This is a genomic window from Amycolatopsis marina (assembly GCF_900111885.1).
In the GTDB taxonomy this organism is placed as follows: domain Bacteria; phylum Actinomycetota; class Actinomycetes; order Mycobacteriales; family Pseudonocardiaceae; genus Amycolatopsis; species Amycolatopsis marina.
Map to the genome: position 1 here is coordinate 21,159 of NZ_FOKG01000032.1, position 21,783 is coordinate 42,941.

Consider the following 21,783-nt stretch of genomic DNA (forward strand, 5'->3'; position numbering starts at 1 on the left):
GTCATGTGCATGACGCCCATTTGTCCAACCACAAGGAGCGTTCCCATGTCCCCAGCCGTCCGCCCCGAGGACTTCCTCGGTATCGACCAGCTGCTCTCCGACGAGGAGCGCGACATCAGGGACACGGTCCGCGCCTTCGTGCGTGACCGGGTCGTTCCCGAGGTCGGTGGCTGGTTCGAGGAGGCTCGAATTCCGCATGAGCTGCCGGGCAAACTGGGCAAACTGGGTGTGCTCGGCATGCATCTCGAGGGCTACGGCTGCGCGGGGACCAGTGCCACCGCATACGGCCTTGCCTGCATGGAGCTCGAGGCAGGCGACAGCGGGGTTCGCAGTCTGGTCTCCGTGCAGGGGTCGCTGGCCATGTACGCCATCCACCGGTGGGGGTCGGAGGAACAGAAGCAGCGCTGGCTCCCGCTCATGGCTGCCGGGGACGCCGTCGGCTGCTTCGGGCTGACCGAGCCGGACTCGGGATCCGATCCCGGTTCGATGCGCACCCACGCCCGGAGGGACGGTGCGGACTGGATCCTGCACGGGCAGAAGATGTGGATCACCAACGGCTCACTGGCCGACGTGGCCGTGGTCTGGGCCGGTACCGAAGAGGGCGTCCGCGGGTTCCTGGTGCCGAAGGGCACAGCGGGCTTCAGCACCAGGGACATCCACCGCAAGCTGTCGTTGCGGGCCTCGGTGACCTCGGAACTCCTGCTCGACGACGTCCGGCTGCCCGCCGACGCGATGCTCCCCGGCGCCACCTCGCTGAAAGGGCCGCTGTCCTGCCTGAACGAGGCACGTTACGGCATCGTCTGGGGTGCGGCAGGCGCCGCGCGCGCCTGCTTCGAGGCCGCACTGGAGTACAGCACCAGCCGCATCCAGTTCGACCGGCCGATCGCGTCGTTCCAGATCCAGCAGCAGAAACTGGCCATGATGGCGCTCGAGGTCAACCGCGCGACGCTGCTGGCCCTGCACCTGGGCAGGCTCAAGGACGCGGGCACGCTGCGGCCGGAGCAGGTGAGCATGGGCAAGCTGGCCAACGTCAACGCGGCGTTGGAGGTGGCCAGGACGGCCCGGCAGGTCCTCGGGGCGAACGGCATCACCCTCGACTACCCGGTCATCAGGCATATGAACAACCTCGAGTCCGTGGTGACCTACGAGGGCACGGCCGACGTGCACGCGCTGGTCATCGGCTCGGCGCTGACCGGGATACAGGCGTTCCGGTGAGTTCGCGCGGGGCCGGTCCGGGAACCACGGCGCAGCACGCTCTCGACGGCCTGCGGCGGGCGATCGTCGACGGCGAGTTACGGCCGGGGCAGCGGGTGCTGCAGGAGGACGTCGCGGAGAACTTCGGCGTGAGCGTGGCGCCGGTACGGGAGGCGCTGCGGGCGCTGGAGCAGGAGGGGCAGGTCGTCTACCGGCCCCGGCGCGGATACTTCGTCACCGAGTTGCGCGCCGCTGACCTCGAGGAGATCTACGAGCTGCGCCAGGTGCTCGAGGAAAGGTCCGCGCGCAGGGCGCTGCCCACACTCGACGCCGACGCACTGCACCGGATCGAGCTGGCGGCGCGGGACTGCGCGGACGCGGTGGATCGTGCGGATGTCGCCGCCGAACTGGAGGCCAACCGGCGCTTCCACTTCGCCATCCTGGAGGCACCTGGTCAGGTGCACGCCATGCGCCTGATCCAGCTGCTCTGGGATTCCACGGAGGCCTACCGGGCGATGTACTACAACTCGCCACAGGAACGGCGCGAGGCCGTGCACGCGCACGACCGCATCCTCGACGCGGTCCGCCGTCGCGACGCCGACCTGTTGATCGCCGAGATGGACGCCCACCGCGATCGCGCACTTCGAGTACTGACCGAGATACTGCCGCCGTGAGGGTTGTTGCTGCCGACCGCGGGTGAGGCGCGGACATGACAGCACTTCGGAAGTGAACAACCCGACCAAGAAACAGGACACAGACAGTGCCGTGGCGCGAGAGGTTGGAGTATGTCGTCATTCCCGAGCGGTCGCTCGGCTCCGGAAGTGATCGTGGTCGGGGCGATCAACGTCGACTTCGTGGTCGCCGCTCCTCGGCTGCCCGGTCCTGGCGAGACCGTGGTGGGTCCCGACCTGCGCCGTTACGGCGGCGGCAAGGGGGCCAACGCCGCGGTGGCCGCGGCCCGTGCGGGCGCGGTCACGCGGCTGATCGGCGCCGTCGGCACCGATGAGACGGGAAGCGCCGCGCTGGCGGAACTGCGTGCGGACGGGGTGCTGGTCGACGGGGTCGCCGAACTGGACTCGGTGGCGACCGGGGCGGCACTGATCGTGGTGGACCCGGCAGGCGAGAACCAGATCGCCGTCGGGGCGGGGGCCAACGCGGCGGTGGTGGCCGACAGTGTGCGCGCGGCACTGCGGGCAGCGCTGCAGTCCACGGGCTGCGTGCTGGTGAGTACCGAGATTCCCGGCGAGGCCGTCGCCGCGGCGGTGGAGACCGCTGCCGGGGGAGGGGTTCGGTGCGTGCTCAACCCGGCACCGGTGCAGCCCGTGGTGGTCGACCTCCTCCGGCACGGGCCGGTGCTCACGCCGAACGTCACCGAGGTCGCCGAACTGGCGGCGATGCTGGGCGCGCACGACGCGGGGGCGGGCGAAGGGATCGCCGGGGTCACGGCCGCGGCCGAGGCCGTGCTGGCCGCGTCGGGAGCGCCGGTCGTGGTCACCATGGGCGGTGACGGCGCACTCGTCCTGCTCCCCGGTGAACGTCCACAGCACGTCCCGCCGCGCCCCGCGACGGTGCGTGACACCACCGGCGCCGGCGACACCTTCAACGGAGTCCTGGCCACGAGGCTGGCCGCAGGCGAGACACTCACGGCCGCGGTGCACGCCGCCTCGGTGGCCGGCGCGATCTCGGTCGGCCAGGTCGGCGCCCGCGCCGGTATGCCCCAGGCCGCCGAGATCGAGCGCGTCCTCGCTGGCTGATCCCCTCCCGGAACTCGTCGATGAATTCCGGGAGGGACTGGGCTCAGACGCTGGCCAGGTACTTTGCGGCCTTTTCCGGGTCCAAGAACCAGTGTCGGAGTTCCGAGGGGTCCTCGAAGGCGTTGGCGAAGCGGGAGGCCACCGCTGGCTTCGTCTCCGCGATACCAAAGATCTCCAGGGCGTGCGGCTCTGGGGGGCGCAGCATCATGTTGGTCCACGTGGTCACGTACTGCGCGTATTCCCAGTAGCGATCGAAGGTTCCGTGCATCCACCGCCGGTCGAACGGCTTGTCCTCGTGTTCCACTATGGACTCAAGGTAGGATGCCGCGCACTTGCTGGCGTTGTTGGAGCCCTGCCCGGTGATGGGGTCGTTGGCAACGACGACGTCCGCCATCCCCAGCACCGTGTGGCCCGACGGCAACTCACCGACCGGGTTGCGCACCACCGGCGCGTAGGCGCCTGCCAGTGTCGCGCGGGAGTCCGTGAGCTCCACGTCGCGGGTGCGGTCGTACTCCCACGGCAGGAACTGCTTCATATGGGCGAGGATGCGGTCCAGATGCTCCTGTGGGGACGGTCGATCCTGCCAGCAGTCCAGTGGCCCGCCGGGGATGCCTTCGAAAAAGAGGATCTCGCAGTTCCCGCTGAGCGTGTACGCCGGGATGATGATCATTTCGCCGACGCCGGGAATGACGTTGAACCGTACGGCGGAGTACTCGGGGTGTTCGGGACGTGGTGCCATCCCGTGTACGTAGGCCAGCGAGAGCGCCCGCTGCGGTGCGGTGAACGGCGACAGTTCGGGATTGCGGTCGAACAGCTGAACCAGCTCACCCTTGCCCGCCGCGACGACGGTCAGGTCGTACATCCCCGCGAGCGAGTTGAGATCGGCTGTCGTCACGCCGTGAATGATCAGCTTGCCGCCACGCTCCTCGAACAGCTCCAGCCAGCCCGCCATCTTCACGCGCTGGTCCACCGACTGCGCGTACCGGTCGAGCTTGCCGACCCAGTCGACGGCCCTGCTGCTGTCCGGAGCGGCGATCGAGATTCCCAGGCCGTCCACGTTGACGCACTCCTGCTCCCACAGGTTCAGACCCTCGTCCCGCTCGTGTTGCAGAGCCAAGTTGAACATGCACTGGGTGGACATCACCCTGCCACCGCGAATCTCGTCCGGTGTGCGCGCGGACATCAGCGTGACGTCGTAGTCGCGGGCCAGCAGGCTCAGTCCGAGTTGCAGGCCGGACTGACCGGCGCCGACGATCAGAACCTTACGCATCCTTGGCATCCTCCAGTGCTCGTCGTGAAAGCAGGTTGCGCGTCACGCCCTGCTGTACTCCGACCGTGGTCGCGGCAGATCCGTCCTTCGTCCCGAGTCGGACACCTCGGCCAGCGACATCGTGTGCTCGACAACGGTCCGCAGCGCCTCGGCCGCCGACGCCGGATCTCTGGCGTCGCAGGTGATGAGCGGGATCTCCGGTGCGAGCGCGAGGGCGTCCCTGACCTCGTCGAGGTCGTGCTCGAGTTGCCCGTCGAACCGGTTGACCGCAACGATGAACGGCAGGTCCGAGTCGTTCTCGAAGTAGTTGATCGCCGCGAACGACTCGTCGATGCGCCGGGTGTCCACCAGCACGATCGCGCCGAGTGCGCCCCGGGACAGGTCGTCCCAGAGGAACCAGAAGCGTGCCTGTCCTGGCGTGCCGAACAGGTACAGCAGCAGGTCGGAGTGCAGCGTGATGCGACCGAAGTCCATTGCCACGGTGGTGGTGGACTTGCCGCCGCCAGGAGGTAGATCGTCGACGTTCTCGCTGGCCTCGGTCATCCACGCGTCGGTGTTGAGCGGGGGGACCTCGGACACGGACCCGACGAGGGTCGTCTTGCCGACGCCGAAGCCACCTGCGACGACGATCTTCGCCGAGATCGTCAGGAGACCCGCGTCCGTGCCGGAACGCGACTCGTCGTCAGACCGGTAGCCGCTTGAGTCCATCGAGGATCCTCTCGAGCACATGCATGTCGTGTTGGTATGCGTGGGCGGTGGGGTGGATGAACAGGGCTCCCTCGGACGCGAGATCACTGATCAGCACGCGCACCACGCCCAGCGGCTGGTTCAGCGCGGCCGAGAGCTCGGCGATCGAGGCCTGGCTGCGGGCCCGTTCGTACAGCGTCCGCGACTCCGGCATCAGCGCATCGCTGAGCGCGGGGTCGTACTGCGGAACGGAGACGAGTGTCTCCACCAGGAGCTGGTGACTGGTTCTGGTCCGGCCTCCGGTGAGTGCGTAGGGCCGGACCCGCCTGCTGCGCTTCTTTCGCGGCGGCACGTCGGAGGCGTCCTCGCTGGACACAGTGATCACATCCTTGTCCAGGCCGCTCAGGCCTGCGGGCGGCGGGCGGTGAGCACGCGCCGCAGGTCGGCGCGGATCTCGGGGGTCAGTGCGTGGCCCGCGTTGGTGACGAACTGGGTCATCTCGTAGGCGACGACCTTCATGTCGCACTCGGGCCCGGTGAGCACGGCGAGGCCTGCACCGACGCCAATGCCCATGAAGAGGAAGTACCCGCGGCTGAGCCGGATGATGATCTGCTCGCAGTTGCCCTTGTCGAACAGGGCGGCGCTGTTGCCCGCGAGGCTCAGCAGTCCGCTGGAGATCGCGGCGAGCTGCTCGGCGTCGTCGCTGCTGACGGCGTCCGACGCGGTCAGCGGGAAGCCGTCGGAGGACATGATCAGCGCATGGGTGACACCGTGCACCTTCCGCACGAAGTCGTTGAGCAACCAGGTGAATTCGGACTTGCCGGTGGTGTTGTCGGGGGCCGTCACGGCGTCTTTTCCTCGGGTGGTGTCGCTGAGTCGGTGTTGGTCGTGCCTGTGTCTTTCACGTCGTTGGTGCTGGCCTGCTGCTCGCTGCGTGCGGCCTGTTCGCCGTCGGAGAAGGCGTCGAGGTCGGCGAGCAACTGGTCATGGCCGCCCACGGTCTCCTCGGCGCTGGACGGTGCGTCCGAGTCGGTGTCGCCGGCGGGGCGTGGGTCTGTGCCCTTGATGCTGCGCGGAACCCTGCGCGGCAACCCGCCCGGTGTGGTGCCGCCGGACGCCGGGGCGGGCACCGGAGAAGGTTTGCGCCTGGTCAACGGCGGAGCGTGCTGATCGGCCGGCGCGGTGTTCCGGTTCGCCCCTCTGTGGGGCAGACCTGATCTCGGCGCCACCTTCGGCGCCACCTTCGGCGCGGAGCGCTGGCGGTCGGCGCCGAAGCTCGCCTGCGGGAAGACCACGGTCTGCGCGCCGGACCAGTTGGCCTCGGGCAGTTCACACACGAGCCCGGCAGGCAGCAGGATGGTCGCGGTGGTGCCGTGTGGCATCCGCCGGTCCAGGTGCACCCGCATGTCGTGGCGGTCCGCGAGCCTGCGCACGACGGCGAGCCCCATGTGCCGCACCGAGTCGTCGTCGAGCACGGGTGCCGCGGAGAGCCGGTGGTTGAGTTCGCTGAGCCGGTCCGGCGGAAGGCCGATGCCCTCGTCCTCGATGCGCAGCAGCACGCTGCCCTGCTCGGTGAGATGTGCGCTCACCCGCACCGGGGAGTCCGGCGATGACTGGTTGGCGGCGTTGTCCAGCACCTCGGCCAGCAGCCTGCTGAGGTCCTCGGCCGCGAAGCCGACGACGCCGAGCGAGACGACCCTGCCGATGGTGACCCTGCTGTAGTGGTCGATCGAGGACATCGCGGCGCGGACGACGTCGACCAGCGACGCCGTCTCCGCTCCGGAGTCGTCGGAGTCCCGGCCGGCCAGCACGCGCAGGTTCTCCGCGTTGCGCCGCAGCCGGGTCGCCGTGTGGTCGAGGCGATAGAGCTCGGCGAGGCGGTCCTGGTCCTCCTCCTTCGCCTCCATCTCCTCGAGCTGGGCCAGCAGGCTGTCGACCAGGTTGAGGTCACGCAGCGCGATGCTGGAGCAGATGCCCACCAGCGCCTCAGCGGCCTCCCGGTCCGGTGTCGCGGCCTGTGGCTGGGGCCCCTGCGTTCCCGTGGTGAGGGCAAGGGGCTCACGTTCGGTGTTCTCGAACTCGGTGTTCTCCAGAAGTCGGGAAGCCACCACGACGCGCGATCGGTCGAGGAGCGACCGCGAGCGATTGAGCAGTTCCCGAGCCCGCGTCGCCATGTAGTTCACTACCTTCTCGTCGCTGTGTGCGGGTCCTGTCCGCCAGCCGTCCCCGGCGGCAACGGCAGCAATGCAATCAGAGACTGTGGAGCTTGTCCACAACGGGTCCCCAGCTGGTCGCTGCGTGTCATTACTCTTGCTCCACAAGGATGTCGAGCATCCCGATTGTGTTCCCCGCCACTGCCCCAACCGCACTTTCCCGGGAAAGTGCGCAAAGGACCTAAGCGCTTGCTCAGGAGGTCTTGTGGAAGCCGGAGAGTTCGCCGAGGTGCTGGCCACGGTCCGGGACTTCGTCCGCAGGGAAGTTCTGCCAAGGGAGGCGGAGATCGACGAGCGGGACGAGATTCCCGCCGACATTCAGAACAAGGCGGCACAGATCGGTCTTTTCGGTTGGGCGCTGCCGGTCGAGTACGGCGGCCTGGGGCTGAGCATGGCCGAGGACGTCCGGCTCGCGATCGAACTCGGATACACCACGCCCGCGTTCCGGTCCTTGTTCGGCACCAACAACGGCATCGCCGGACAGGCGATCGTGCGGCACGGCACCGACCGGCAGCGGGACCACTGGCTGCCGAAGCTGGCGGCCGGTTCCGCGATCGCCTCCTTCGCGCTCACCGAAACCGAGGCCGGTTCGGACCCGAGCGGACTGCGCAGCACCGCCGTCGCTCGCGACGGTGAGTACGCCCTGTCCGGTACCAAGCGGTTCATCACCAATGCGCCGATCGCCGACGTCTTCGTCGTGTTCGCCAGGACCGACCCCGCCGCCACCGGCCGGACCGGGATTTCGGCCCTGCTCGTGCCCTCGGCGTCGCCGGGGCTGACGGTGGGACCGCGGGACGAGAAGATGGGGCAGGCCGGTGCATGGACCGCCGAGGTGCGCCTCGACGACGTCCGTGTCCCCGCCACCGCGCTGCTCGGTGCCGAGGGCGACGGCTTCAGGATCGCCATGGCCGCGCTGGCCAGGGGCAGGCTGCACATCGCCGCCGTCTGTGTCGGCATGGCGGAGCGCGCCCTCGCCGAAGCCGTGGCGCACGCCGGGGACACCCGGCAGGGCGGGCGGCCCATCGGCGACCACCAACTGGTGCGGGCGCTGCTCGCGGATTCACATGCCGAACTGGCCGCGGGCAGGGCGCTGGTGCACGACGCGGCGGCGGCCTACGACGCGGGCACCGACCGCACGCTGGGGCCGTCGAGCGCCAAGTTGTTCTGCTCGGAGATGCTCGGGCGTGTCGCCGACAGGGCGGTCCAGGTCCACGGCGGTGATGGTTATATGCGCGGCGTCACCGTGGAGCGGATCTACCGCGACGCCCGGCTGTTCCGCATCTACGAGGGCACCAGCGAGATCCAGCGCCTGGTCATCGGGCGGCAGTTGCTCAGGGACCGCCGGGACGTTTGATGTCCGACTGATCAGGGCATCACCCGTACATGCCGCATCTGACCCGCCTGCTCGGACTGGCCACAGCCGGTTACGGCGCCGCGATCATCGCCCGCCCGGAACTGCTGGCCCGTCCGTGCGGGCTGGCCGGCGACCGGGAGCAGGTGTCGCAGGCGCCGGCGCTGCTCATCGGCGCGATCGGTGCCCGCGACCTCGCGTCCGGGGTCGCCATGGTGCTCGCTCCCCCCGGCCGGGCACGAAGGATCGCGGTGGGCGTGCGCGTCCTTTCCGACAGCGCCGACGCACTGCTGTTCGGCACGCGACTGCCCGATCCCGGCAAACGGCGGTTCGTGGCCGCCTTCGCGATGGGCTTCGCCACGCTCTGTGCCGCGAGCACCCTGCTGCCCGATGAAGGGTGAGGTCAGCCCCTGCCGGTGATGGTGACCGAAACCGGTCCGGTGCCGTCCGGTTCGACGAGAATGCGGTTGTCCTCGGCCGCGCCCGTGGCGCGCCCGCCGTCGATCTCGACGTCGTGGCCTCCGGGGTAGTGCAGGGGACTGACGAAGATCTCCGTCGGCGCGCCTGCCTCGCGCGGCTGGTAGCGGTAGTGGAAGTCGCCCGTGCCGGGGTCGAAGGACAAGTCCAGGGGTGTGCCGGCCGTGGCCTGCGGGTAGGTGCGGACGAGTGTGCGCAGCTTCTCCGGCTTCGCGCTGCTCAGGTCGGCGTCGTCGGTGAAGAGTCCCTGCGCCTGGTCCGCTGTGGTCGGATCGTTCCACTGCTTGTACGCCCAGTGCATCCAACTGGTGAAATGCCGGTCGGCGACCGCGGTGTCGATCTCGAGAGCCTCGATGTTGTCGGTCGCGCCGAACTCCGACATCAGCCCGACAGCGTTCATCCGCTCGCCCTGGTCGAGAGCGGTGCGGGTGCGCTCGTCGCTGAAGTCGGCGCACTTGGTGACATCGGATCCGGGCAGGCCCTGTGACTCGAGGAAGACCTCGGGGCAGTAGTTGTGCCACGAGTACCCGAGCTGGTCCTCGCCCGCCACGGGGGTGAAGAACGTCGGGACCCGCTGCCCGCCCGCGAACTGCTGGGGCTCGAACCAGACCAGTCCGTCCGGGTCGACGTCCCGGACGGCGGCCAGCGCCTGCTCGAAAGCGGGCTGGAGTTCGCCTGAGTACGTGCCCGCGCATCCGGTGATCAGGCAGTCGGCCCATTCGAGGCCTGCCCACGGCTCGTTCATCAGGTCGTAGCCCATCGAGTAGGGCTGGTCCCGCCACCGCTGCGCGACCACCCGCCACGCCGAGGCCCATCCGGTGAGCAGGTCGTCCTTGCCCGCCCAGAACCGGTCGTACACAGTGGACACTTCAGGGGTCCAGTAGCCGTACGGGAACGGCGCGATCACCGGAGGCAGCAGGTTGAACGGGAAGGGCCGGCGCACCGCCCAGTCCGGCACGCCGCCACCGCCGTATGTCTCGTGCCACTGGTCCTGGTGGAAGTCGAACTGCATCCAGATCCGGCGTTCGGCGAGCAGGTCGACCACGCGGTCCCACCTGTCGAGGTAGGCTTCGTCCGCGACGCCGGGCGTGTCCGGCGTGACCCCGGCCCACAACGTGCCGATCCTGGCGCCGTTGAACCCGTGCTCGGCCAGCCAGTCGGCGTCGGCCGAGGTGAAGCCCTCCGGCGAGTCCGGCGGCACGTACGGATCGTGCTTCCACACAAGGTTCAGCCCGTGCAACAGCACGATCCGGCCGTGCTGGTCGACGAGCCACCGGCCGTCACGTTGCAGTGTGGGTGCCTTGGCGGCGGGTTCGGCCGCCTGCTGGGCGACCGACGTGCCCGCGAGCGAGGGCAGCAGCGCGGCCAGCAGCAGCAGGCCGAGGAATCGACGTCCACGCATTGGCGGTACCTCCGGCGAGAGTGCTCGACGTGGGCGGACCGCAAAATTAGAACATGTTTCACGTATTGTCGTCCAGCAGGTGCGGCCGGACGGCCTACCAGTCGCCGTCCTCCAGCAGCCGCTTGAGGATCTTGCCGGTGGCGTTGCGGGGCAGCTCCGGCACGAAGGTGACCTCGCGCGGTACACAGAACCGCGCCAGCCTGCCGTGCACGTAACTCTGCACGGTGTCCTCGTCGAGCCGCGCGCCGTCCCGCAGCGCGATGAACGCCACGAGGCGTTGTCCGTACTCCGCGTCGGGCACGCCGATCACGGCCGCCTCCCGCACCTGGGGCAGCGCGGCGAGAATCTCCTCCACCGACCGCGGGAACACGTTCTCGCCGCCGGACACGATCATCTCGTCGTCCCGGCCCGCGACGAACAACCTGCCGTCCGCGTCGAGGAAACCCTGGTCGCCGGTGTTCATCAGCTCGTGCTCGACCTCGTTGGTGAGACCGTCGGTGTAGCCCTCGAACAGCATGTCGTTGCCGACGAAGATCCGTCCGACAGTGCCGGGCGGCGCCGGCGTGGCGGTGCGGCCGAGGACCGCGACCCTGGTGCCGAGCGGCGGGCGGCCCGCGGTGGTCGGGGCAGCTCGCAGGTCCGCGGGATCGGCGATGCTCGCCCAGGACACCTCGGTGGAGCCGTAGAGGTTGTACAGGACGTCCCCGAACGCGTCCATGAAACCGTCGACGAGCGCGGCGGGCAGGGCGGACCCGCTGCTCGCGACGATGCGCAGGCAGGACGTGTCGTAGCGGGCCCGGACCTCGGCCGGCAGGTCCAGTATCCGCTGCAGCATCACCGGCACCGCGAACAGGGCGGTGCACCGGTGCTGGGCGATGGTGCGCAGCGCGTCCTCGGCGTCGAATCGCCGCCGCAGCACCAGCGTCGCCCGAAGCGGCATGCCCAGCTGCAGCGCGGCCAGTCCCCAGGTGTGGAACAGGGGCGCGGCGACCAGAACCCGCTCACCTGCCCGCAGCGGGATACGGGAGAGGATCCCCGCGGCGTCCCCGAGTCCGTTCGGGGTGGGCCTGCGGGCCCCCTTCGGTGTGCCGGTGGTGCCCGAGGTCAGCACCACGAGCCTGCCGGGTTTGTCCGGCGGTCGCAGGGTGTCCGCCGAGGCGTGCCCGGCCAGTTCGTCCAGGGTCGCGACGTCGATGTCCGCGGTGTCCGCTGCCCGATGCGCGCCGGCGCCGTCGGACCATGTGCTGATCCGGACCACGTCGGGGCCTAGGTAGCGTCCGAGCGCCGAGAACTCGTCGTCGTACAGCAGCACTCTGGCGCTGTGCCGCTGTACGACGGTGGCCAGCTGCTGGGCCGACATCCCCGTGTTCAGCAGCAGCACGTGGGCGCCGAGCTTGCCGCAGGCGACGAGCGCCTCGACCATGGCGCCGTGGTTGCGGCAGATCATCGCCACCTGGGTGTCCTGTCCCACCCCGGCCGCGGCGAGACCGGCCGCGAGCCGGGTGCTGCGTTCGTCCACCTCGCCGAAGGTGCGCGCGCCGCGCTCGTCGATGAACGCCGGATCGTCCGGCCCGCGTCCCGCCGCGGCCCGGTAGCCGCCCGCGACGGTCGGGCCCCACCTGGCGAGGGAGGACAGCTGCCGGAGCATCCGGTCCGGTCGCGACGGTGCCAGCACGCCCGCCTCGACCAGTGTGTGGGCCACGGCGAGTGTGGAGGCCTTGCGGCCCTGACCGATCAGGGGCGCGGGCCGCTCGGCAAGATGGTCGTCGAGGCGCCGCAGTACCTCGTCCAGCAGCTCCTGCAACCGGCGCCGGGCGGCGGGCCTGGTCACGGCACTGCCGTGGACCTTCGTCGCGGGCGGTAGCCCCAGCACGGCGTTCAGGACCGTCTGCCCGTCGCCGGTGTCCTTCAGCCGGATCGAGAACCACCGGCGCTCGTCGAGGACGCTGGTCCACACGACCTGTTCACCGCGGCGGTAGACCAGCGCCCGGACCTCGTCCCGCACGACGTCACCGTCGTCGAACCGGGCGCGGACCGCATAGCGGAGATCCTGCTCGGTGTTCCGCGGAGTGAGCCGCTCACAGTAGGTGACCCCGCGGACGAACCGCGGGTACAGCTCGGGGGAGCCGAGGACACCCCAGACACGGTTGCGGGCGTGCGGAAGCACCCCGTGCAGCTCAACGCACTCGCTCTGCATTCCCCGACCGGTCCCGTTCGTAGTGGGCGAACTGGAGTCCACGGAGTATGCCCAGCACACCGAAGGGCGACAACCCGAACGGCGTGGCGGGGGACCGCTCCGAAACCGACAGGACTAAGGTGGAACACCCGGCCGCACGCGTTGTCGGTTGATCCACTCAGGGGAGGTTTTCGCTGGTGTCGAACGATTCCTTCGTCCACCTGCACGTGCACACCGAGTACTCGATGCTCGACGGCGCGGCGAAGATCGCTCCTCTGTTCGCGGAGGCGTCCAGACTGGAAATGCCTGCCGTCGGGATGACCGACCACGGCAACATGTACGGCGCGGACGAGTTCTACCAGCAGGCGAAGAAGGCCGGGATCAAGCCGATCATCGGTATCGAGGCCTACGTCGCCCCGGAGAGCCGGTTCCACAAGAAGCCGGTCTTCTGGGGGCAGAGCAACCAGCGCGGCGCCGACGAGTTCGGTGAGGGTGGCGACGTCTCCGGTGGCGGTGCCTACACCCACATGACGATGCTCGCCGAGAACGCGACCGGCCTGCGGAACCTGTTCAAGCTGTCCTCACTGGCCAGCATCCAGGGCTACTACCGCAAGCCGCGGATGGACCGCGAGCTGATCGCGGAGAACGCCGAGGGCATCATCGCCACCACCGGCTGCCCGTCCGGTGAGGTACAGACCCGGCTGCGGCTTGGCCAGCGCGACGCGGCGATCCAGGCGGCATCGGACTACCGGGACATCTTCGGCAAGGACAACTTCTTCCTGGAGTTGATGGACCACGGACTGCCGATCGAGCGGTCGGTGCGGGAGGGCCTGCTCGACGTCGGCCGGACCCTCGGCCTCATGCCGCTGGCCACGAACGACTCGCACTACGTCACGCAGGACCAGGCCGACTCGCACGCCGCGTTGCTGTGTGTGCAGTCCGGCAAGACGCTGAGTGACCCGAACCGGTTCAAGTTCGGCGGGGACGGCTACTACCTGAAGTCCGCGGCCGAGATGCGCGAGTACTGGGACACCGAGGTGCCCGGCGCCGCGGACTCGACGCTGCTGATCGCCGAGCGGGTCCAGTCCTACGAGGACGTCTACGCCCACCACGACCGGATGCCGGTCTTCGAGGCGCCCGAGGGCCACGACCAGGCGAGCTGGCTGCACAAAGAGGTCATGAAGGGCCTCGACTGGCGCTTCCCGGAAGGCCTGCCCGAGGGCTACAAGGAACGGGCCGAGCACGAGCTCGGTGTCATCGTGCAGAAGGGCTTCCCCGCCTACTTCCTGGTCGTCGCCGACCTGATCAACTACGCCCGCAGCGTGGGCATCCGGGTGGGGCCCGGCCGTGGTTCGGCGGCGGGTTCGCTGGTCGCGTACGCGCTGGGTATCACCAACCTGGACCCGATTCCGCAGAAGCTGCTGTTCGAGCGGTTCCTCAACCCCGAGCGCGCCTCGATGCCCGACATCGACATCGACTTCGATGACCGTCGGCGCGGCGAGATGGTGCGCTACGCGACGGAGAAGTACGGCGCCGACCGGGTCGCACAGGTCATCACGTTCGGCACCATTAAGACCAAGGCCGCGATCAAGGACGCCGCGCGGGTGCAGTTCGGCCAGCCCGGCTACTCGATCGCCGACCGGATCTCCAAGGCGCTGCCGCCGCCGATCATGGCCAAGGACATCTCGCTGTCCGGCATCGTCGATCCGCAGCACGAGCGCTATGGCGAGGCCGCCGAGGTGCGCGCGCTGGTCGAGACCGACGAAGAGTGCAAGACGATCTTCGAGACCGCGCGCGGCCTCGAGGGCCTGATCCGCAACGCGGGCGTGCACGCCTGCGCGGTGATCATGTCCTCGCAGCCGCTGATGGACTCGATCCCGCTGTGGCAGCGTGACGACGGCTCGATCATCACCGGCTGGGACTACCCGTCGTGTGAGGCCATCGGGCTGTTGAAGATGGACTTCCTCGGTCTGCGCAACCTGACGGTCATCGGCGACGCGATCGACAACATCAAGGCCAACCGCGGCGAGGACATCGACCTCGACCGGCTCGGGATGGACGACCCCGAGACCTACAAACTGCTCGCCCGCGGTGACACGCTCGGTGTGTTCCAGCTGGACGGCGGGCCGATGCGGGACCTGCTGCGCCGGATGCAGCCGACCAGCTTCGACGACATCGTCGCGGTCGGCGCGCTGTACCGCCCCGGCCCGATGGGCATGAACGCCCACAACGACTATGCCGACCGCAAGAACGGGCGGCAGAAGGTCAAACCGATCCACCCGGAGCTGGAAGAGCCCCTGAAGGAGATCCTGGCCGACACCCACGGCCTGATCGTCTATCAGGAGCAGATCATGCACATCGGGCAGAAGGTCGCCGGCTATTCGATGGGCCGAGCCGACGTTCTGCGCCGCGCGATGGGCAAGAAGAAGCAGGAGGTCCTCGAGAAGGAGTTCGAGGGCTTCCACGCCGGGATGAGGGACAACGGCTTCTCCGACGAAGCCATCCAGGCCCTGTGGGACACGATCCTCCCGTTCGCCGGCTACGCGTTCAACAAGAGTCACGCCGCCGCCTATGGCCTGATCTCGTACTGGACCGCGTACCTCAAGGCGAACTACAAGGCCGAGTACATGGCGGCCCTGCTGACCTCGGTCGGCGACAACAAGGACAAGTCGGCGATCTACCTGTCCGAATGTCGCAGGCTCGGCATCAAGGTGCTGCCGCCGGACGTCAACGAGTCGGCGCTGCGCTTCGCCGCGGTCGGCGACGACATCCGCTTCGGCATGGGCGCGGTGCGCAACGTCGGCGCGAACGTCGTCGAGTCGATCATCAAGACGCGCGAGGAGAAGGGCAAGTACTCCTCCTTCACCGACTTCCTCGACAAGTCCGAGCTGCTGGCCTGCAACAAGCGGGTGATCGAGTCGCTGATCAAGGCGGGTGCGTTCGACTCGCTCGGCAACACCCGGCTGTCGATGGTGCAGGTACACGAGGACGCGGTGGAAGCCGTGGTGCCACTCAAGCGCCAGCAGGCGATGGGGCAGTTCGACCTTTTCAGCCCGGGTGCGGGTGACCCGCTCGGACTCAGTGGGGACGACGATTCGAGTTCCGACGCCTCGTCTCCGCTGGCGCATCTGAAGTTCGGGGACGAGGAGTATCCGCGCAAGCAACTGCTCGGCTACGAGCGGGAGATGCTGGGGCTCTACGTCTCCGCGCACCCGCTGGACGGGGCGGAGCGCATTCTGCGCAAGCACGCGCCGAGGCCGATCGCGGCCATCCTCGCCGATCCGCCGAAGGAGGGCGAGCTCATCATCTCCGGGCTGATCACCTCGCTCGACCGGCGGGTCAACAAGAAGGGCGAGCCGTGGGCGATCTGCACGGTTGAGGACCTGGACGCCTCCCTCGAGGTGCTGTTCTTCCCCAAGGCCTACGCGATGTTCTCCGCCGACCTGGCCGAGGACAACGCGGTGCTGGTGAAGGGCAGGGTCAACTGGCGCGAGGACAAGATGTCGATCTTCGGCGGCGGTCTCGTCCCACTCGACCTCAGCTCCGCCGAACTCGGCGGGGACGAACCACCGCTGATGCTGCTGGCCGCGGCCGAACGTATCGACCAGGGCGTGGTCAGCGAACTCAAGCAGACACTGCAGGCACACCGCGGTGAGACTCCGGTGCACCTCAAGCTCGTCGGCAAGCGGCGGCAGACGGTCTTCGCGCTGTACGACTACCCGGTCAAGGTCAGCTCGATGCTCATGGGTGAGCTGAAGGGGATCCCGGGAATCACCGCCGGAGGATGACCGGCGTGCCGGAGAGTGCGTCTGAGAACGGTGGATCGCCAGGTCAAAGTGACCCGAGTTCTCAGACAAGCTCGGAGGCCTACGAGCCCGATCCGCGCCGGTGGCGGATTCTTGCCGTCACCTTGATGGCCGGGTTCATGAGCCTGCTCGACGTCAGCATCGTGAACGTGGCTCTGCCGTCCATTCAGGACAGTCTGAATGCGTCTGCCGGTGGGATCCAGTGGGTGATCTCGGGGTATGCGCTGACCTTCGGGCTCGTGCTCGTGTCCGGCGGCAGGCTCGGCGACGTGCTGGGCCGTCGCCGGATGTTCCTGATCGCGCTGAGTGCGTTCGTCGTCACCAGCGCGCTCGCCGGGGCGGCCCCCACCGAGACGACACTGGTGCTGGCCCGGTTGTTGCAGGGATTCTCCGCGGGGCTGCTCACGCCGCAGAACACCGGGCTGATCCAGGACCTGTTCCGGGGGGCGGAGCGGGGCAAGGCCTTCGGGTTGTTCGGGGCGACGGTCGGCATCTCCACGGCCATCGGACCGGTTCTCGGCGGGCTGATCCTCGCCGCGTTCGGCGACTCCTCGGGTTGGCGCTGGGTGTTCTTCGTCAACGTGCCGATCGGCATCGTCGCACTGGTGCTGGCCGCGAGGCTGCTGCCTTCGGTCCCCCGGAAGGGGCCGGTGCGATCGGAGATCGACGTTCCCGGGATGCTGCTGCTTGGTGGGGCGGTGTTCTGTGTGCTGCTGCCGCTGGTCGAGTCCGAGCAGGGCGGGCTGCGCACGCTGTGGTGGCTCTTCGGGGTCGCGCCGGTCCTCGGCTTCCTGTTCGTTCGCTGGGAGCGTCGTACGGTGCGCTGGGGCAGGCCGCCGCTGCTCGACACCCGGCTCTTCACCAGCACCCCCGGCTATTCGGCCGGGGCGACCATCGGCACCGTGTACTTCTGTGGCTTCGCCGGGATCTGGCTGGTCTTCGCGCTGTTCTTCCAGCAGGGGCTGGGCTACACGCCGCTGGAGTCCGGGCTCGCGGTGACTCCGTTCGCACTCGGGTCCGCGGTGTCGGCCGCGGTTGCCGGACGACTGGTACCCCGCTGGGGCCGCTGGCTCACCGTCGCCGGGCTGGGGCTCGTCGCGGCCGGGCTCTCGGTGGTGGCTGTGCTGGCGGGGCTGGTGCCGGAACACCGGATCGGACTCGTGACGGTATTGCCACTGCTGGTGGCCGGCATCGGTGGCGGCATGGTGATCTCGCCGAACACCACGCTCACGCTGGGCAGCGTGCCGACGCGAATGGCCGGCGTCGCCGGTGGCGCACTGCAGACCGGGCAGCGGCTCGGTACCGCGCTGGGAACGGCGGTACTCGCCTCGGTCTTCCACGCGGTCACCCTGTCCTCCGGCGAGTTCACCTCCGGGTTGACCGTGGCGATGTTCTGCTCGGTGGGGTTCACGATCATCGCACTGGCCATCGCCATCGCCCAGTTGTGCTCCGGCAGGGGCAGTGCTGCCAACACGCAGGCGAATGGTGACGGTAAGTCACCACGAGTACTCCATTCGGGTTACTAGTTACTCAAAGTAGTAGCGCTACGGAGAGCTACTGTGGAAGGCTGATACCGCCTTCAGGACGGGAAAACAGCTACCAAGAGTGGCAACTCGATGCGGAGTCCGGGGAGTGACTGCGGAATCGAGTTGACCGGAGTGTTTCGGAACCACAGCGGGATGAACACGGACGGTTACCTCTCAGTAGGGCGTTATCGGCGGCCGCGGGGGATCGATCGGTGACGTGCGAGGGGCGCGACCACAGCTGCTGGTCCCCCTTCGAGGGCGTCTGCCGGGTGGGCTCGGGATCTCCGGTGCCCCGAGCCCATCCGGTACAACTCGCTCGACCGGTGTTGCTGTTGACCGTGTCGGTGCGGCTGCTCAGACGACGACTCCCGGCCCGCCGTACAGGCCGGGGCCGTGCACGGCCAGCGCGGCGAGGTAGCCGCGTGCCGCCTCGTACGCCTGCTCCACAAGCTGGTTGGCGTGGCTGAAGTCCAGCGGGCTGAGCCGGATCGGCGCGGGGCCCGGCAGGTAGAGGACGGAAACTTCGGCGGCCGCGACCGGTGCTTCCGGGACCGCCTGGTTGCGCATGCTGACCATGGCCGTGAACGGGCAGGCGCAGGTCCTCGAACCGGGTGTCCGCGCCGAGATGGTCGTCGATGGTCGAGGCCAGCCCGACGGAGGTGCCGGTGACCAGGTCCGGGTGATGCCTGCCTCCCGGTAGTGCGAAAGCCGCTTCGTTCTGGCTCCCGGTCATCGCATTCCTCCCCGCGGTCAAGATCGTAACCGGGTTGGTGCGCTGCGGCCGTCGCGAAATCGGTGCCCCGTTGGGCCGGCTGCGGGTTTCCTAAATCCTACCGATGGGTAACACTGGTCACACAATCTTGACTCGCCCTGAGCTGTCTGATCAGGAGGTGCGCCGTGGCGGAGCAGCCGAAGGTGACGGAGAAGGAAGCCAGAGAGGTCGCCGAGCAGGCCCGGGAGAGCGGCTGGCAGAAACCGTCTTTCGCCAAGGAGCTCTACCTCGGCAGGTTCCGGCTCGACCTGGTGCACCCCCATCCCCGGCCCGAGCCGGAGTCGGCGGCGCGCGCGGAAGCCTTCCTGGCGCAGTTGCGGGAGTACTGCGAGGGGCTGGACGGCACGGTCATCGAGCGGGAGGCCAGGATCCCTGACGAGTACGTCAAGGGTCTCGCCGAGCTCGGCTGTTTCGGCATCAAGATCCCGCGGGAGTACGGCGGCCTCGGGCTGACCCAGGTCGCCTACAACCGGGCGCTGATGCTGGTCGGCTCGGTGCACTCGACGCTGGGAGTGCTGCTGTCGGCCCACCAGTCGATCGGTGTGCCCGAGCCGTTGAAGCTGGCAGGCACCCCGGAGCAGAAGGAGAAGTTCCTGCCCCGATGCGCGAAGGGCGCGGTGACGGCGTTCCTGCTCACCGAGCCCGACGTCGGCTCCGACCCGGCCCGCCTCGCCACCTCAGCCACGCCCACCGAGGACGGTGAGGCGTACGAGCTGGACGGCGTGAAGCTGTGGACCACCAACGGAGTGGTCGCCGAACTCGTCGTGGTGATGGCCAGGGTGCCGAAGTCCGAGGGGCGCAGGGGCGGGGTCACGGCGTTCATCGTGGAGGCGGACTCCCCGGGGATCACCGTCGAGCGGCGCAACGAGTTCATGGGACTGCGCGGCATCGAGAACGGGGTCACGCGGTTCCACAAGGTTCGGGTGCCGAAGGAGAACGTCGTCGGCCGTGAGGGCGACGGGCTGAAGATCGCGCTGGCCACCCTGAACACCGGACGGCTCTCGATCCCGGCGATGTGCGCTGGCGCGGGCAAGTGGTGCCTCAAGATCGCCAGGGAGTGGTCGGCCGAGCGGGTGCAGTGGGGCAAGCCGGTCGGCAAACACGGTGCGGTGGAGAACAAGATCAGCTTCATCGCCGCGACGACGTATGCCCTGGAGAGTGTGCTCGACCTTTCGGGGCACATGAGTGACGAGGGCCGCAACGACATCCGGATCGAGGCGGCGCTGGCGAAGCTGTGGTCCAGCGAGATGGCCTGCCTGGTCGCGGACGAGCTGATGCAGATCCGTGGTGGTCGCGGATACGAGACCGCCGCGTCACTGGCCGCACGTGGCGAGCGGGCAGCTCCGGTCGAGCAGATGGTGCGCGACCTGCGGATCAACCGCATCTTCGAGGGCTCCACCGAGATCATGCATCTGCTGATCGCCAGGGAGGCGGTGGACGCGCACCTCGCCGCGGCCGGTGACCTCGCCGACGCCGAGGCGGACCTGAAGAGCAAGGCCAAGGCCGCGGCGCAGGCCAGCGGCTTCTACGCGAAGTGGCTGCCGCAGCTGGTGACCGGCAAGGGGCACGTGCCGACGTCGTACGGCGAGTTCGGCGAGCTCGCCACGCATCTGCGCTTCGTGGAGCGCACCGCACGCAAGCTCGCCCGCTCCACTTTCTACGGTATGGCGCGCTGGCAGGCCGGGCTGGAGAAGCGCCAGGGCTTCCTGTCCAGGATCGTCGACATCGGTGCGGAGCTGTTCGCGATGTCCGCGTCCTGCGTCCGGGCGGAGATGCAGCGCTCCGAGGACGCCCGGCAGGGCAAGGCGGCGTTCGAACTGGCCGACGCGTTCTGCAGGCAGGCGCGGCTGCGGGTGGAGCATCTCTTCGAGACACTGTGGACGAACACCGACGACGTCGACCACCGTATCGCCGGTCACACGCTCGACGGCCAGTTCACCTGGCTGGAGCAGGGTGTCCTCGACCCGAGCGAGGGCACCGGCCCGTGGATCACGGACTGGCGCGCAGGCAAGTCCGACCAGGAAAACGTGGCCAGGAGATACCTGCCCTCCACCCGCTAACCAGCGTCCCCGACTCAGTTGGAGCGTCTGCAAGTACCACCAAGCAAGATCGACTTCGTCGCCAACCGCTACCAAGGCACGCCACGGCTTGGCCTGCTTGGCTGTAGAAAAAGGAGTAGTGGATCTTGCTTGGGTGTACTTGCAGACGCACCATCCCTGGGTGAGCGGCGGCCTGGCGGTTTAGTTCTGGGCGGCTTTGTCGGTGTCGGTGTGGGCAGTGTCGTCGTCGGTTGCGGACGCTTCGGCGGCCGCCTTCTTGCGCTTGCGCAGGACGACGACCACGCCCACTGCCACGATGACGCCCAGAACCACCCAACTGCCCTTGCCGATCGCGCCCTCGATGCGCATCGCGGCTTCACCCGCCGCGGCGCCGACACCGATGTGCAGGGCCGTCCAGCCCGTGGCACCGATGGCGACGGCGGGCAGGAACTTGCGGAACGCCAGCCCCGACGCACCCGCGGCGGCCGGGATCAGGGTGCGCATCACCGGGAGGTAGATCGCCACCAGCACAGCAATGGATCCGCGCCTGCGCAGGAAGTCCGTCGCCTTGTCCCAGCCCTCGGCACCATGGCGCTGCACCATCTTGGTCTGCCGGATGCGGGGGCCGAATCTCTTGCCGAGGTAATACCCGATCGAGTCACCGGCGATCGCGCAGAGCGTCGTCACCAGCCACATGATCAGGAACTTCGGGACCGTGTTGGCCGTGGTGCCGAGAATGAACAGCCCGGTCTCGCCCGGCGCGATGAAGCCGAGCCCAAGGGTGCACTCGCCGAGTACCAGCAGGCCAGCCCCGGCCGTCACCCCGGCCGGGGGCAGGCCCTGCAACCACTCGAGAAAGTCGGTCACCAACGCCACGAGATGTCCCCTTGATCTTCGGCTTCCGGGGCCGGCCCGAATGCCGGCCCGCTAACCACACGGTATCGCTGACGGTATCCGTCGCGCGGTCGACTTTCGTCAGGGATTCACCCGGACTTCCGTACGACGTTCTCCCTACTGGCGGCTGAGGATGCTGCTGGCTTCTTGGGTGGCGGGGGTGGTGTTGGTGAGGAGGTGGGTGAGGTTGTCGGGCAGGGTTTCGCCGCGGTGGTGTTTGGT

At 68.6% G+C, this 21,783-nt stretch carries 17 protein-coding genes and 1 pseudogene; 9 read left to right on the top strand and 9 right to left on the bottom strand.

The features are described 5' to 3' along the window. Window positions 1–45: 45 nt before the first annotated feature. From BM199_RS30930 to BM199_RS30940, 3 genes are all read left to right on the top strand, one after another. Window positions 46–1,215 carry an acyl-CoA dehydrogenase family protein gene (locus BM199_RS30930; RefSeq protein ID WP_091679272.1) on the top strand — a complete coding sequence of 390 codons (1,170 nt, stop codon included), beginning with the start codon at window positions 46–48 and terminating at the stop codon, window positions 1,213–1,215. Then, window positions 1,212–1,868, top strand: a complete 657-nt coding sequence (locus BM199_RS30935) for a GntR family transcriptional regulator (protein WP_091679275.1) — start codon at window positions 1,212–1,214, stop codon at window positions 1,866–1,868. The genes BM199_RS30930 and BM199_RS30935 overlap by 4 nt, the downstream gene beginning before the upstream one ends. Before the next feature lie 111 nt (window positions 1,869–1,979). Next, the gene (locus BM199_RS30940; protein ID WP_091679277.1) at window positions 1,980–2,948 is read left to right on the top strand and encodes a PfkB family carbohydrate kinase; all 969 of its coding nucleotides are present in this window, start codon (window positions 1,980–1,982) and stop codon (window positions 2,946–2,948) included. Between the two features lie 43 nt (window positions 2,949–2,991). Here the strand turns inward: BM199_RS30940 and BM199_RS30945 are convergent, their stop codons facing one another. The 5 genes from BM199_RS30945 to BM199_RS30965 are packed head-to-tail and all read right to left on the bottom strand — an operon-like array spanning window position 2,992 to window position 7,079. Next, a complete protein-coding gene (locus BM199_RS30945; protein ID WP_091679280.1) occupies window positions 2,992–4,218 on the bottom strand; it encodes a styrene monooxygenase/indole monooxygenase family protein in 1,227 nt (408 codons plus the stop codon). 42 nt (window positions 4,219–4,260) lie between these two features. Continuing rightward, on the bottom strand, window positions 4,261–4,926 hold the full coding sequence (locus tag BM199_RS30950; RefSeq protein WP_091679282.1) for a GTP-binding protein: 666 nt from the start codon (window positions 4,924–4,926) through the stop codon (window positions 4,261–4,263). Further along, window positions 4,901–5,287, bottom strand: coding sequence for a DUF742 domain-containing protein (locus BM199_RS30955; protein WP_177242871.1), 387 nt, complete (start codon window positions 5,285–5,287; stop codon window positions 4,901–4,903). Before BM199_RS30955 ends, BM199_RS30950 begins: the two co-directional genes overlap by 26 nt. 20 nt (window positions 5,288–5,307) lie before the next feature. Further along, complete coding sequence (locus tag BM199_RS30960; RefSeq protein WP_091679285.1) at window positions 5,308–5,751, bottom strand: roadblock/LC7 domain-containing protein; 444 nt, start codon at window positions 5,749–5,751, stop codon at window positions 5,308–5,310. Then, the gene (locus tag BM199_RS30965; protein WP_091679314.1) at window positions 5,748–7,079 is read right to left on the bottom strand and encodes a sensor histidine kinase; all 1,332 of its coding nucleotides are present in this window, start codon (window positions 7,077–7,079) and stop codon (window positions 5,748–5,750) included. The genes BM199_RS30960 and BM199_RS30965 overlap by 4 nt, the downstream gene beginning before the upstream one ends. Before the next feature lie 244 nt (window positions 7,080–7,323). Here BM199_RS30965 and BM199_RS30970 point away from each other — a divergent pair, with 244 nt between their 5' ends. Both BM199_RS30970 and BM199_RS30975 read left to right on the top strand, forming a co-directional pair. Further along, window positions 7,324–8,472 (top strand): acyl-CoA dehydrogenase family protein, encoded by a 1,149-nt coding sequence (locus tag BM199_RS30970; protein WP_091679287.1) that lies wholly within the window; start codon window positions 7,324–7,326, stop codon window positions 8,470–8,472. Between the two features lie 29 nt (window positions 8,473–8,501). Beyond that, window positions 8,502–8,870, top strand: a complete 369-nt coding sequence (locus BM199_RS30975) for a hypothetical protein (RefSeq protein WP_091679290.1) — start codon at window positions 8,502–8,504, stop codon at window positions 8,868–8,870. Between the two features lie 2 nt (window positions 8,871–8,872). Here BM199_RS30975 and BM199_RS30980 read toward each other — a convergent pair whose 3' ends face one another. Then, window positions 8,873–10,348, bottom strand: a complete 1,476-nt coding sequence (locus BM199_RS30980) for a cellulase family glycosylhydrolase (protein WP_091679293.1) — start codon at window positions 10,346–10,348, stop codon at window positions 8,873–8,875. A gap of 94 nt (window positions 10,349–10,442) precedes the next feature. Continuing rightward, window positions 10,443–12,545 (bottom strand): AMP-binding protein, encoded by a 2,103-nt coding sequence (locus tag BM199_RS30985; RefSeq protein WP_091679296.1) that lies wholly within the window; start codon window positions 12,543–12,545, stop codon window positions 10,443–10,445. Between the two features lie 176 nt (window positions 12,546–12,721). On the opposite strand from BM199_RS30985, the gene dnaE reads away from it, so the two are divergent. Further along, window positions 12,722–16,312, top strand: a complete 3,591-nt coding sequence (gene dnaE / locus BM199_RS30990) for a DNA polymerase III subunit alpha (protein ID WP_091679299.1) — start codon at window positions 12,722–12,724, stop codon at window positions 16,310–16,312. Window positions 16,313–16,437: 125 nt separating this feature from the next. Then, window positions 16,438–17,856 carry an MFS transporter gene (locus BM199_RS30995; protein WP_245788947.1) on the top strand — a complete coding sequence of 473 codons (1,419 nt, stop codon included), beginning with the start codon at window positions 16,438–16,440 and terminating at the stop codon, window positions 17,854–17,856. Between the two features lie 354 nt (window positions 17,857–18,210). Here BM199_RS30995 and BM199_RS31000 read toward each other — a convergent pair. After that, window positions 18,211–18,441, bottom strand: a pseudogene (locus BM199_RS31000) (patatin-like phospholipase family protein); the annotation flags it as partial. On the opposite strand from BM199_RS31000, the gene BM199_RS35050 reads away from it, so the two are divergent. Then, on the top strand, window positions 18,422–18,556 hold the full coding sequence (locus BM199_RS35050) for a hypothetical protein (protein WP_281245772.1): 135 nt from the start codon (window positions 18,422–18,424) through the stop codon (window positions 18,554–18,556). The pseudogene BM199_RS31000 and the gene BM199_RS35050 sit on opposite strands and share 20 nt — an antisense overlap. A gap of 197 nt (window positions 18,557–18,753) precedes the next feature. After that, entirely contained in the window at window positions 18,754–20,688 is a 1,935-nt protein-coding gene (locus tag BM199_RS31005; RefSeq protein ID WP_091679301.1) for an acyl-CoA dehydrogenase family protein, read from the top strand. Window positions 20,689–20,868: 180 nt separating this feature from the next. On the opposite strand, the gene BM199_RS31010 is transcribed toward BM199_RS31005, so the two are convergent. Further along, window positions 20,869–21,543, bottom strand: a complete 675-nt coding sequence (locus tag BM199_RS31010) for a DedA family protein (protein ID WP_091679304.1) — start codon at window positions 21,541–21,543, stop codon at window positions 20,869–20,871. Between the last annotated feature and the right edge of the window lie 240 nt (window positions 21,544–21,783).

What these genes read in the sequence shown, in the direction of transcription:
- BM199_RS30930 (WP_091679272.1), top strand. Translation starts at nt 46, where the DNA reads ATGTCCCCAGCCGTCCGCCCCGAGGACTTCCTCGGTATCGACCAGCTG.
- BM199_RS30940 (WP_091679277.1), top strand. Translation starts at nt 1,980, where the DNA reads ATGTCGTCATTCCCGAGCGGTCGCTCGGCTCCGGAAGTGATCGTGGTC.
- BM199_RS30945 (WP_091679280.1), bottom strand. Translation starts at nt 4,218, where the DNA reads ATGCGTAAGGTTCTGATCGTCGGCGCCGGTCAGTCCGGCCTGCAACTC.
- BM199_RS30950 (WP_091679282.1), bottom strand. Translation starts at nt 4,926, where the DNA reads ATGGACTCAAGCGGCTACCGGTCTGACGACGAGTCGCGTTCCGGCACG.
- BM199_RS30965 (WP_091679314.1), bottom strand. Translation starts at nt 7,079, where the DNA reads ATGGCGACGCGGGCTCGGGAACTGCTCAATCGCTCGCGGTCGCTCCTC.
- BM199_RS30975 (WP_091679290.1), top strand. Translation starts at nt 8,502, where the DNA reads ATGCCGCATCTGACCCGCCTGCTCGGACTGGCCACAGCCGGTTACGGC.
- BM199_RS30980 (WP_091679293.1), bottom strand. Translation starts at nt 10,348, where the DNA reads ATGCGTGGACGTCGATTCCTCGGCCTGCTGCTGCTGGCCGCGCTGCTG.
- BM199_RS30985 (WP_091679296.1), bottom strand. Translation starts at nt 12,545, where the DNA reads ATGCAGAGCGAGTGCGTTGAGCTGCACGGGGTGCTTCCGCACGCCCGC.
- BM199_RS30995 (WP_245788947.1), top strand. Translation starts at nt 16,438, where the DNA reads ATGGCCGGGTTCATGAGCCTGCTCGACGTCAGCATCGTGAACGTGGCT.
- BM199_RS35050 (WP_281245772.1), top strand. Translation starts at nt 18,422, where the DNA reads ATGCTGACCATGGCCGTGAACGGGCAGGCGCAGGTCCTCGAACCGGGT.